This window comes from Stieleria varia, assembly GCF_038443385.1.
Lineage (GTDB): Bacteria > Planctomycetota > Planctomycetia > Pirellulales > Pirellulaceae > Stieleria > Stieleria varia.
In genome coordinates this window covers 2,743,091-2,754,833 of the sequence record NZ_CP151726.1, presented here as the reverse complement: position 1 = coordinate 2,754,833, position 11,743 = coordinate 2,743,091, and the positions used below count along the sequence as shown (strand labels likewise).

Annotated in this window: 10 protein-coding genes; 8 read left to right on the top strand and 2 right to left on the bottom strand. The window is 56.5% G+C overall.

The features are described from left to right. Positions 1 to 8: 8 nt before the first annotated feature. The 5 genes from Pla52nx_RS09450 (at position 9) to folP (ending at position 4,051) form a co-directional block, all read left to right on the top strand. Positions 9 to 332 carry a hypothetical protein gene (locus tag Pla52nx_RS09450; RefSeq protein WP_146519190.1) on the top strand — a complete coding sequence of 108 codons (324 nt, stop codon included), beginning with the start codon at positions 9 to 11 and terminating at the stop codon, positions 330 to 332. A gap of 57 nt (positions 333 to 389) precedes the next feature. Further along, positions 390 to 1,184 (top strand): DNA repair protein RecO, encoded by a 795-nt coding sequence (gene recO / locus Pla52nx_RS09445; protein ID WP_231741844.1) that lies wholly within the window; start codon positions 390 to 392, stop codon positions 1,182 to 1,184. 109 nt (positions 1,185 to 1,293) lie between these two features. Continuing rightward, positions 1,294 to 2,652: a tetratricopeptide repeat protein gene (locus tag Pla52nx_RS09440; protein WP_342190376.1), complete on the top strand. Its 1,359-nt coding sequence runs from the start codon at positions 1,294 to 1,296 to the stop codon at positions 2,650 to 2,652. After that, positions 2,649 to 3,200, top strand: coding sequence for an LPS assembly lipoprotein LptE (gene lptE / locus Pla52nx_RS09435; RefSeq protein ID WP_146519192.1), 552 nt, complete (start codon positions 2,649 to 2,651; stop codon positions 3,198 to 3,200). Before Pla52nx_RS09440 ends, lptE begins: the two co-directional genes overlap by 4 nt. A gap of 56 nt (positions 3,201 to 3,256) precedes the next feature. Further along, positions 3,257 to 4,051 carry a dihydropteroate synthase gene (gene folP, locus Pla52nx_RS09430; protein ID WP_146519647.1) on the top strand — a complete coding sequence of 265 codons (795 nt, stop codon included), beginning with the start codon at positions 3,257 to 3,259 and terminating at the stop codon, positions 4,049 to 4,051. A 1,099-nt stretch (positions 4,052 to 5,150) separates the two neighbouring features. Here the strand turns inward: folP and purM are convergent. Continuing rightward, positions 5,151 to 6,209 carry a phosphoribosylformylglycinamidine cyclo-ligase gene (purM, locus tag Pla52nx_RS09425; RefSeq protein WP_146519193.1) on the bottom strand — a complete coding sequence of 353 codons (1,059 nt, stop codon included), beginning with the start codon at positions 6,207 to 6,209 and terminating at the stop codon, positions 5,151 to 5,153. Between the two features lie 692 nt (positions 6,210 to 6,901). Here purM and glgX point away from each other — a divergent pair. Both glgX and Pla52nx_RS09415 read left to right on the top strand, forming a co-directional pair. Further along, positions 6,902 to 8,992 (top strand): glycogen debranching protein GlgX, encoded by a 2,091-nt coding sequence (gene glgX, locus Pla52nx_RS09420; protein WP_197454411.1) that lies wholly within the window; start codon positions 6,902 to 6,904, stop codon positions 8,990 to 8,992. A gap of 16 nt (positions 8,993 to 9,008) precedes the next feature. Continuing rightward, positions 9,009 to 9,551, top strand: a complete 543-nt coding sequence (locus Pla52nx_RS09415; RefSeq protein WP_146519195.1) for a M50 family metallopeptidase — start codon at positions 9,009 to 9,011, stop codon at positions 9,549 to 9,551. A gap of 440 nt (positions 9,552 to 9,991) precedes the next feature. Here Pla52nx_RS09415 and Pla52nx_RS09410 read toward each other — a convergent pair whose 3' ends face one another. Continuing rightward, positions 9,992 to 10,900 (bottom strand): hypothetical protein, encoded by a 909-nt coding sequence (locus Pla52nx_RS09410; RefSeq protein WP_197454412.1) that lies wholly within the window; start codon positions 10,898 to 10,900, stop codon positions 9,992 to 9,994. 130 nt (positions 10,901 to 11,030) lie between these two features. On the opposite strand from Pla52nx_RS09410, the gene Pla52nx_RS09405 reads away from it, so the two are divergent. Further along, positions 11,031 to 11,582, top strand: a complete 552-nt coding sequence (locus tag Pla52nx_RS09405) for an SHD1 domain-containing protein (RefSeq protein ID WP_146519197.1) — start codon at positions 11,031 to 11,033, stop codon at positions 11,580 to 11,582. The last annotated feature ends 161 nt before the right edge of the window (positions 11,583 to 11,743 follow it).

Genomic DNA, 11,743 nt, shown 5'->3' with positions numbered 1-11,743 from the left:
GACGAGCGATGAGCCGCAAAGAAAAAATCTTGGCGATGCTGGCCGATGAGCCACAAGACACTTTTCTGCGATACAGCTTGGCGATGGAGCTGCGCAGCGAAGGTGACCACGAGCAAAGCATCCAACAACTGACCGATTTGACCAAGGATACGCCCCCATACGTGCCCGCCTTCTTCATGGCCGCACAGCAATTGGTGGACTTGGATCAAGTCGACCAGGCACGCACATTTCTGCGAGACGGGATCGAAGCGGCTCGTCAGCAAGGCGATTCCCACGCGGCGGCTGAGATGAGCGAACTGCTCTCCCATCTGGGGTCCCTGGGCGAACTGTAACACGTAGCCGCGTCTCTCCGAGACGCGAAATCCCGCGTCTCGGAGAGACGCGACTACGTGGTTTCAAACCCTTCGTACAATGAAAGCAAAGCCGTGGCAGCGGAGCAAACGACCGCCATCGTGTTGCGGACGATCGAATTCAGCGAAACAAGTTTGATCGTCACCCTGCTGACGCGGGACTTCGGACGCGTCTCGGCGATCGCCAAAGGGGCCCGCAGGCCCAAGTCGACTTTCGAAGGTTCGCTTGACCTGCTGGCGGTTTGTCGTGTAGTCCTGATTCGTAAATCCACCGATGCGCTCGATTTGCTCACCGAAGCCAAGCTTCACCGCCGGTTTCGGGCCGCCGAACGTTCGCTCGATCGGGTTTATGCAGGGTACTACATCGCCGAAATGCTGCGTTTGTTGACCGACGATCACGATCCCCATCCCGATTTATACGACTTGGCCATCAACGCCCTGGCGCAGATCGACGGTGACGGGAACGTAGCACTCGCGATGCTGGGATTTGACATCCAAGCGTTGCGGCTGCTCGGTCATTCGCCAGAATTGAGACGTTGTACTGACTGTGGTGACGTGGTCGCCCGGGAGTCGCGAATGGTTTTCGCACTTTTGGGAGGCGGAGTCGTCTGTCATCGGTGCCGTGCCAAACAGAACCAAACCGTATCCATGCGACTTGAGTCGATCGACCATTTGGAGCGTTTGCAATCCGCCAACGTCTCCCTGCCGATCGAAGTGAAGCCGCAAGTTTACGGTGAACTACGCGCAGTGATCAGCCGCTACATCCAAACGATTGTCGGAACGATGCCGCGCATGCAACGCTTTTTGCCCACACGACTGACCACTGGCGATTGATCCCCAACGAGGACGCAATCGCAACGTCGCCGCCGTGTGATAAAAAAGCAACGGAAGCTCGCCGCCGGTGAGCAAGTTGTCAAATCGGGAGAAAGAAGGAATGGAATCCTTGGGATCAACCAGATCACCGCAGCAACAATCGTGCGCTGCTCCAGCGAGCTTGACGCGACTATCGCGTCTGGCGTTTCTGCGTCGCGCGACGCTTGCCGTTTTGGTCGGCAGCCTGCTCGCCTCCGGTTGCACTTGGAAACGCTCCAGGCTGGCCGGTGGACTCCCGGTTCCGACGCTGGCGAGTTCCGCGAAAGCACCCGTCGATCCTTCGGAGGTCAGCCCCACCGTCGCCACGGCCGGAGGCGTGTCCGATCTGATGCCATCGGGTGCGACCCGAATGGTCAGCTACGTAACGGGAAAATCGGGCGACTTGGCCGAAGCACGCAAGTTGTATCAGAGCGGTGATGCGACGTTCCGCAAAGCCGAGGCTGCATCCAAAGAGGAACGGGCCGATATCTATCGAAGCGCCGCCAAGCTTTTCCGCAAGTCAGCCGATGAGTCTCCGATCCCCGCATTGCAACAAGATGCCATGTTCATGGAAGCGGAAAGTCTGTTCCTTTCCAATCAGTTGACTTCCGCGCGTGATGTGTTCGAAAAATTGCAAAAGGAATTTCCCAACAACCGTCACAGCGACAAAATTGCCGCGCGGCTGTTTACGATCAGCCAGTACTGGATCGATGTCGAAAAAGCTGGTGGCCAGAGCTGGGCAGACGCACTCAACCCGCTGGACAAAACAGTGCCCTGGTTTGACACAACCGGACACGCGATCAAGGTGCTCGACCAGATTCGATACGACAACCCGACGGGCCGCTTAGCCGATGATGCGACGATGGCTGCCGCAGCAGAAAACATCCGCCAAGGCAAGTTCGATGAGGCCGACGAGTTCTTGACCGACTTGCGAGAAACATTCCCAGACTCCGATCACCTCTTCCTCGCCCATTTGCTGGGTGTGCAATGCAAACTCCAGATCTACGGCGGTCCGGACTACAGCGGTATCGCGTTGGAAGAAGCCGAAGCGCTGATTCGTCAAACGCGAAGCCGGTTTCCCAAGCAGTCCAACGAAAAGAAATACGCCGACATGCTCGCCCGAGCCGCAGCGGAGGTTTCCTTTCATCAAGCAGCAAAGTTGGAGACACGAGCCCAGTTTCGTGAAAAGAGAGGTGAGTACCAAGCCGCCAGTCAGTTTTATCGCGAGATCATCAGCAAGCACTCGACGACACCACAGGCCACGATCGCAGAGAAACGTTTGAAGGAAATTTCTGGTCTGCCTGCCAAACCGGCTCAGCGTCTGGCTTGGTTGACCAAGATCTTTCCAGACGCCAAACAAACCATTCCCCTGGAAACGGTAGAGACCGAGCGCGCGAAAGCCACTCAGCCGCAACCCGAGGAACCCTCAGGCGGATCCTTTTTCCGATGAAAGCTTTGAGGCACGCTCCGTTGATTCAACTGGCTTGGTTGCCACTGGTCCTAGTGGCGATCACGTGTGTCGGTGGATGCGCAGCGTACCAGTTCGGCAGTGATGCGATGTTTCCTGTCGGCATCCGGACGGTGCACGTTCCTGTCGTACGCAACGAAACCTTTCGTCATGACCTGGGTGTACGACTGACCGACGCAATCGTCGACGAGATCACTCGCCGAACACCGTACGTCGTGACCAGCGATCCCAATGCAGACAGTGTGCTGCGATGCACCGTCGTCGGTGAAACCAAGAGTGTGCTGACGGAAACCCGCAGCGACGATCCACGCGCATTGGACGTGTCGATTTCTGTGCGTGCCGATTGGATTTCACGAAACGGTCAACCGTTGATGGCCAACGCCGGCACGACCGGCGACTCACCCACGATCGGGTTCAGTCAAAGCATCCGAATGGTCCCAGAGGCCGGTCAGTCTTACGCGACGGCATCGCAAGCCGCCATCGAAGAACTGGCCGGTCGCATCGTTTCGCAAATGGAAGCACGCTGGTGAGCAAGGTCTGGGATCTGGGACGACGCCAGTTGACTTTGGCTGGACGACCCGTGGTGATGGGAATCCTGAACGTCACCCCGGACAGCTTTTCTGATGGTGGGAAACATTTTTCCATCGATGACGCCGTGTCGGCTGCACTGCAGATGCAGTCCGATGGTGCGGGCATCATCGATATCGGCGGCGAAAGCACTCGACCCTACAGCGAACCGGTGGCCGCCGAAGACGAAATGCAGCGTGTCGTTCCCGTGATCAAACGGCTGGCTGGTAAACTCGCGATCCCAATCAGTATCGACACGAGCAAGGCGAGCGTGGCTGACGCGGCGATTGATGCCGGGGCAGAGATCATCAACGACGTCACGGGCCTGGAAGGCGACCCAAAGATGCCGGATGTCGCCCGACAACGCGAAGTCGGCGTGTGCGTGATGCATATGCGAGGCACACCGCAAACCATGCAGGACGATCCCCGCTACGAGAACGTCGTCGATGAGATCCTGCATTACCTGCGACAGCGATACCAGTACTGCTTGGACGCGGGAATCGAGCCACAGCGAATCTGCCTGGATCCAGGAATCGGATTCGGCAAGACCCACGAGCATAACCTGGAACTGTTGCGATCAACCAACCGGTTTTGTGAGCTTTCGTCGCCGATTCTGATCGGTCATTCACGCAAGGGATTCATCGGCAAGGTGCTGGGAGACAAAGAAGCCGATCGCAAGGCGGGGACGCTAGGCGTTTCACTCGCCGTTGCCGCCGCCGGAGCCGACATCATCCGCGTCCACGACGTTCGAGAAACCGTCGATGCCCTGATGCTGTTTGAAGCCGCTGGCGGGCTCAAAGGCATGGCGATTTAGTCGTAGCTTGGCCACTCTTGGCCGACATTCAATCAGTTGCGTTTGACCCGTAACCGAAGGCGAAGGCGGCGTTTTATGTTTTTGTTCCACCTGTCGCAATCGATGTGAGCCTCAGGCGCTAGCCGTGGGCCGGCACCACAATCCGCCTCAGGCCCACGGCTAGCGTCTGAGGCTCACTGGGGACGGCAGTTGGGACACAAACTGTGCTGTTCAAAACTCGGCGTAGACATTGTTTTTTCAGTCCACGTTTTTTTCCATGCATCGCAATCGATGTGAGCCTCAGGCGCTAGCCTTGGGCCGGCACCACAATCCGCCTCAGGCCCACGGCTAGCGTCTGAGGCTCACTGGGGACGGCAGTTGGGACACAAACTGTGCTGTTCAAAACTCGGCGTTGACATTGTTTTTTCAGTCCACGTTTTTTTCCATGCATCGCAATCGATGTGAGCCTCAGGCGCTAGCCGTGGGCCGGCACCACAATCCGCCTCAGGCCCACGGCTAGCGTCTGAGGCTCACTGGGGACGGCAGTTGGGACACAAACTGTGCTGTTCAAAACTCGGCGTAGACATTGTTTTTTCAGTCCACGTTTTTTTCCATGCATCGCAATCGATGTGAGCCTCAGGCGCTAGCCGTGGGCCGGCACCACAATCCGCCTCAGGCCCACGGCTAGCGCCTGAGGCTCACTGGGGACGGCAGTTGGGACACAAACTGTGCTGTTCAAAACTCGGCGTAGACATTGTTTTTTCAGTCCACGTTTTTTTCCATGCATCGCAATCGATGTGAGCCTCAGGCGCTAGCCGTGGGCCGGCACCACAATCCGCCTCAGGCCCACGGCTAGCGCCTGAGGCTCACTAGAGTCCACCAGCTTCGCCGGCAGTAGGGACATGAACTTGCGCAAACCCAAAATGCCACAACCCCAAATGTTGAACAGCCCAGCCTAATCCAGCAGTCTTCAGGGCACGCTATCGACCTGGAAAGTCGAGCGACAATTCTCGTGCGACTTTCCAAGTCGAAAACGAACACCACCATTCGCCCGCCTACCCGCTATCCGTACTCTTAGCGAAACCGTTGGCGATGCTCTTCGCGTCTCGGGAAGTCTTGACTACGTGTATCGCACGCTGCCTGTGCCTTGGACGATCTTGCCGATCGGGACGCACTGGATGCCCATTTCGTTGATCTGTGCTTGGATGCTGGCGGCATAGAAGTCGCTGACCACCATTGCCATGCCGATGCCCATGTTGAAAACGCGTCGCATCTCTGACGTTTCGACACTGCCGGTCGTTTGCAAGAACTGAAACACCGGCGGAACGTCCCAACTCTGTCCATCGATCGCCGCATCGACGTTGGCAGGCAAAATCCGATCCAAGTTTTCTTCGATGCCGCCTCCGGTGATGTGTGCCAAACCGTGGATCACTTGTTTGATCCGATAGTGTCCTTGGACTGAGCGGATGACATCGCTGTAGATCTGCGTGGGCTGCAAACAGACGTCTGCCAGCGTTTTTCCATCCAGGCCCTCGGGAGTGTCCTCCCAGGTCAGTCCGGCATCGGCAATGATTTTGCGGACAAGACTGTAGCCGTTGCTGTGCAGTCCGGTGGACTGCAAACCGAGCACCACGTCGCCCTCGCTGATCATCTTGCCGTCGATCAACCGTTTTCGTTCCACCACGCCGACGGCAAAACCGGCCAAGTCATAGTCTTCGTCGCCGTACAGATCAGGCATGATCGCAGTCTCGCCGCCCAGCAAGGCCAGGTCGCCGGCGATGCAACCGTCACTGATGCCTTGAACGATCTGCTCCAGTCGAGCCGGATCGTCTTTGCCCATCGCCACATAGTCCAGAAAGAAAAGCGGTTCGCCGCCGGTGCACAGCAGGTCGTTGACGCACATAGCGACCAAGTCGATGCCGACGGTACTGTGGCGTCCGGTGACCTGCGCGATCTTGAGTTTCGTACCGACGCCGTCGGTGCCGCTGACGAGGATCGGTTCCTGGTAATTCCGCGCGAACAGCTTTCCAGCAAAATCCAGTCGGAACAGGCCGGCGAAACCACCGTCGCTGGGGATCACCCGGGGACTGAACGTCCGGTGCATCAGCTTGGGCAACCGGCTCATCGATTCGGCGTAGACGTCCAAATCGACGCCGGCATCTTTGTACGTGGCGGGCATATCGGGGTTACTTCAGCAGCGGGGAGGGAGCAGCGAATCGGATGCGGAATCGGTCAGACGGTCCAAATCGTACGGTAATTCTCGAAAACCTTCGACGTGATGGTGCGTTGCACGCCATTGATCCGGCTTAACGGAAGTCCAGATCGTTGAATCGAAAATGGCCGTTAACAGACGACTGGGATGCCGTTCTAGTGGGCCGTCCAAGCATGGCTGACGCCGATGGATGGACCAGGAGGGTAGTTCCCCCCGGCATGGGTTCATCGATTTCTGCAGCGACCTGGTTTGGACGAAACACCAGTTTGACCGCATCCTGGGAGTTCGGGTAGACCCGTCCCGATGGGTTGGCTTGGGATTGGCCTACAATGTTGGCAACCATGTCGTCTGACACTGTTGATTGACTTGGGGCCTATTCCAGCAATCCATCGGCAGTCGGCTACGGCCGAGCCCCAAACCGGCGTGTCTATTTAACCCGTAATGTTTCCGCCATCCCACTGGGAGGTTTCTCCGCTACCGAGTCGCCAAGCGTTACGCCGTTCCGTCATCTGGGCAGATTTTGCACGGAGCGACGAGGTTCGACAGGACGACTTATCCCAGAGTGGTAGTGTTCCAAAGCGAACCCGGCAATTCATCTTTTGATGACGACCGGAACAACTGGGAACTTACCGCCAGGGACTGCAGGAGAAACCCTAAATATGCTTATGCGTCAGCCGTCAGCGAATCTTCAATTCACCTACCAGCCACCCTTCGGGGCCACGCTGCAGGAAAAAGGTGTTCAGTTTTCGGTCTTCAGCCGTTCGGCGACCGAAATGAGATTGTTGTTGTACAACAAAGTCACCGATCGAGAGCCGGCCGATGTGATCGAGTTTGACAGAGAGACCGACCGGTGGGGCGATGTATGGAGCCTCTCGGTTCAAGGCCTTGAGGCGGGCCAACTGTATCACTTCCAAGCCAGCGGGCCGTGGGCACCCGAGCAAGGACACCGGTTCGACTCAGCCGCCAGGTTGATCGACCCCTATGCCCAAGCTCTGGCCGGCACCTTTCAGAAAAGTGATGACGGAGTCGTCCGACCTCCCAAATGCGTCGTGATCGATGACACGTTCGACTGGGACGGTGATCGACACATCCGTCATGAGTTGAGTGACTCCGTGATCTACGAGATGCACGTTCGTGGATTCACAAAAAGCAGAACCGCAAAGATCAAATGCCCCGGAACCTACTTGGGCGTGATCGAAAAAATTCCGTACCTGCAAGAGCTCGGAGTCACGGCGGTTGAGTTGATGCCGGTCAATGAGTTTCCGATCCGAGACATCTACGGAAACAAAATGAGTCGCCCCAACTACTGGGGCTACGACCCGATGGCTTTCTTTTCGCCTCACCGAGGCTATGCGTACGACTCCAAACCGGGCGCGCAAGTCAACGAGTTCAAACAGATGGTCAAAGCCCTGCATTCCGCAGGCATCGAAGTCATCTTGGACGTCGTATTCAACCACACCTGTGAAGGCAACGAGCTTGGACCGACGCTGTCCTTCAAAGGACTCGAAAACAGCGTCTACTACATCTTGAGCGAAGGACAACACTTCACCAACTACAGCGGATGCGGCAACACGATCAACGGAAACCATCCCGTGGTTCGCGAAATGATCTTTCATTGCTTGCGTCACTGGGTCCACAACTATCACATCGACGGATTCCGCTTTGATTTGGCCAGCATTCTGAGCCGCGACAGGACCGGAAACCTGGTTCCCAATCCGCCGATGGTCGAACTGATCGCGGAGGATCCGTTGCTGGCCGACACCAAGATCATCGCGGAAGCCTGGGATGCCGCCGGGGCCTACCAAGTCGGCTCGTTCGGCAACCACCGATGGGCCGAATGGAACGGACGATATCGCGATGATGTGCGTGGTTTCTGGCGTGGCGATGGCGGCACGCTCGGTTCACTTGCCACGCGATTGGCGGGCAGCAGTGACCTGTACGAACACGCCGGACGACCACCGTTCTGCAGCATCAATTTCATCACCAGCCACGACGGCTTTACGATGAACGATTTGGTGTCGTACAAGGAAAAGCACAACATCGCCAATGGCGAAGACAACCGCGACGGCGACAACCACAACATCAGTGACAACTATGGTGTGGAAGGCCCGACGCGGAAAAAAGGTGTCGCGACAATCCGCACTCGCCAGATCAAAAACATGCTCAGCACCCTGCTGCTCAGCCAAGGCGTACCGATGATCGTGAGCGGCGACGAAATTCGCCGGACACAAAAAGGTAACAACAACGCCTACTGCCAAGACAATGACATCAGTTGGTTCGATTGGCGGTTGGTTGAAAAGAATTCAGACATGCTCAGGTTCACGCAGAGCTTGATTCAATTTCGACGCAATCAACCGAGTGTTCGCCGTCGCGTTTTCCTTACCGGACAACCCGTCGATGGGCGAAAGATTCCTGACGTGTCGTGGTTCGCGCCCGACGGATCACCGCTGAACTGGGGACAGAACGATTTGGCGATGGTCGCCTACATCGCGTCTCCCGGTCGAGTGGATGACCCGGAAGGCCTGGGACGAGACCTCGTGCTGATGTTCAACAGCACCGGTGACGATCGGACACACGTGTTACCGGAGGTGGGGCGTGGGATGAAGTGGAACTTGTTCCTGGATACAGCCGCCGATTCTCCCGACGACATCTATCCGGATCTGGATGGCCCGATGCCACCGAGCAATCGAGTGGTCGACATGCCCTGTCATTCGCTGAAGGTCTTTGTCAGCCATCTGGTCAACATCTGATCCGGCGAATCCACGCATGCTGCGATCTCAACTCGTGATGCTGGCGATCTTGCTGGCCTGGGGCTGGTCGGTGATGACCGTGACTCACGAGTTGGGACACGTTGCAGGTGCATTGGCCCAAGGTGCTCAGGTCGCAAGCCTGCAACTTGCCCCGTGGCAGTTGCCCAACAGCCTATTCAACGGCCAACACAATGAACTCATCACGTTGTGGTCGGGGCCATTGATAGGCTGTCTGGTTCCAATATTGGTCGCCGCGATTGCTCGGCACACTTGGGTTTCCCTGGTCGCAGCGTTCTGTGTTGTGGCCAACGGCAGCTATCTGCTGCTAGGGTACTTCTCCGGCGACGCCTTCTTGGACAGCACGCAGTTGCTACGTGCAGGAACCCCAGACTGGCACGTCCTGATGGTCTCCGTCATGATGACGGTCATCGGGTATCTTTGGTTTCGTCGCCAGTGCGCTGCCCTGCTGAGTGGTCCAGCCATCCAGCGAAACATGCTGTGGTTGACTTTCGTCGGCTGGCTCGGCTGGGTAGCGATGCAGACGCTCATCGCCACCTGAAACACATTCTCCGTAATGGGATTCGCCAGAATTCCCTCCGCCACCCTCCCTCCACAAACGGATTTCTGGCGAAATCCACTACACCGATGATCGTGAATTTGCTCTCAACTGGACTTGATGAAAAGACATGCAAGAAAAGAAGTTCACTTTGATGACGTTGTTGGCGCTGACATTGTTTGCCGCAATGTTGTTTTCCTTTTTTGCGTGTTCTGCCGGAGATCACACCCTATGTTTTTTTCGCCAGCATCGTCATGTGTCCGATATCGCTGCTGCTGATCCTCTCGTCGCCCGTAGCCTTCCCACGCGGCCAAAGCAAACGCTCCAAGGGTGATCCCGATGAATCTCTCGCACCTTTGGGATGGATCCTTTTGGGTCTGTCGTGCTTTACGTTCATCGCGGCAATGGCTTCGAGAGTCATTCAACGAACGCTCTGATGCCATTCAGTTTGATTCAATCGGCTTGAGTCTCGTGCCCAAGAAGTCGCGAACGATACGATTCTGTGCTTGGATCTGGGGCGATAACTCAGCGGCAATCGCCGCGGCGTAACGACGCGCCGAGTCGAACAGTCGCGAGCGAAAAACGCTGACGGCTGCGTCGGGTTCGTCGGGCATGAATAGCTCGAACGGGCCCACCGACAGCGCCGATCTTTCGTTCGTCGCGGCGAAGCGAAAACGACCGATGAGTTGCCGGTCGTCGATCGAAAACAAGAATGCCTCGCACTCAATCGCACCCATTTGATACTCGGCGTGCTCTTGATCGTCATTTCCGATGAACTCCGGCTCAACGATATCGACCTGCCTGAGAATCAAGACGAATCGAAGCGATTTGACGAACTCGAATTGTTTTTGCGCTGACTCGAGGTCTTGAATGGACGTGCTGTTGAGATACCAACTACCGCTGCCTTCATTTCTTTTCACAAAATCCGCGTCTCGCTCGGCTGTTCCATTCGCATTGAGAATCAGTACGGCTGCGTTGGGATTGTCTACACCTTGAAATCGAATCTCAGAAGGAGGGGAAAGTTTGATTTTGTCGAACATCGCCTCGGACTCTTTTCGTAGTGAATCGACGTTCGCTGTCGCCTGCTCCTTGACCGCCGGATCGAGTTCTTTGGAATCCGCGATGCTCTGGATCCGACCGATGCCCTCGACCGCACGCACCCAAGCGTCGTAGTCCGGTGGGACGGTTGGTTCCGCTTTGACGAGTCCAGCCAAAGACTCGATCGTTTCCAATTTCGCTTCTACCGCAGGTCCGTTCTCTCGGTAATACTTTTCGAACTTGCTCTCACAGCCGCTGGCAAGAATCAACACTGCGGCGGCGAGACAAGAGTGCATCAGGAAAAACATTCTCATGGATCAATGACGTCTGTTAGGGGGAGCTTCTTTGAGTTGCTGCAGTTTAAACGGATCCCCTCCGTTTGGTACCTTGCTTAGAATGGTTGTGTGTCGCAATCATTCGTTTCGGGATTCGTTGAGGTGAGTGGTGAATCAGCCCCAAGTCAAACAGACGCAGAACAAGCCGACACAGAATACGAAGCCCGGCATTCTGTTTCAGTTCTTCAACATCGGCTTCACCGTGCTGATGTTCATCACGCCCACAATCCTACTCGGTTACTGGTACCTGTATCTGCGAAGTCCAGCGGATGGGCAAGCCAACCGCGTCGCCGCGACGGTCCCTGAGGAGCCGAACGAGAGTGGATCGCATTCGGACCCCGTCTTGAGACCTAACGAAGCACCATCGGAAACGACAAGCACAGAGATGCAAGGGAGACTCGTAGAGTCGCCATCGGGCGAAATCGATGATCCGAATTCGCCGAGTTCATCCACCTCCGCCGAGTATCCGATCAGAACATGGTCGGATCCGACGGGGAAGTTTACGGTGGAGGCAAGGTTGCAGAGCGTCACAGGGGATCGTGCGACTTTGATTGCTGAGAAAGACCGCAAGATCGTCGTGATGATCGACAAGCTGAGTGACGACGACTTGGTTTACCTCCGCGGAGTCTTTCGCTCCAAAGGTTTGCAGCCATCATTTTGACCGGGCTTTTCAGAACGTCAGCCTTTCCAGGCTGACATTTAGCACGATTGCATCGTCCGGTCTTGATTCCGCCGGGCTTGCCCCGCTGTTCAAAATTTGGGGTTGTGGCACTATGGCGCTCCGCAAGTTTTTGTCACCTCTCCCCGCGCAGCTGGTGGCCC

Bases quoted from the DNA above. Each gene is read 5' to 3' on its own strand.
- Pla52nx_RS09415 (WP_146519195.1), top strand. From the start codon at position 9,009: ATGCTGCGATCTCAACTCGTGATGCTGGCGATCTTGCTGGCCTGGGGC.
- folP (WP_146519647.1), top strand. From the start codon at position 3,257: ATGGGAATCCTGAACGTCACCCCGGACAGCTTTTCTGATGGTGGGAAA.
- lptE (WP_146519192.1), top strand. From the start codon at position 2,649: ATGAAAGCTTTGAGGCACGCTCCGTTGATTCAACTGGCTTGGTTGCCA.
- Pla52nx_RS09450 (WP_146519190.1), top strand. From the start codon at position 9: ATGAGCCGCAAAGAAAAAATCTTGGCGATGCTGGCCGATGAGCCACAA.
- purM (WP_146519193.1), bottom strand. From the start codon at position 6,209: ATGCCCGCCACGTACAAAGATGCCGGCGTCGATTTGGACGTCTACGCC.
- Pla52nx_RS09410 (WP_197454412.1), bottom strand. From the start codon at position 10,900: ATGAGAATGTTTTTCCTGATGCACTCTTGTCTCGCCGCCGCAGTGTTG.
- glgX (WP_197454411.1), top strand. From the start codon at position 6,902: ATGCTTATGCGTCAGCCGTCAGCGAATCTTCAATTCACCTACCAGCCA.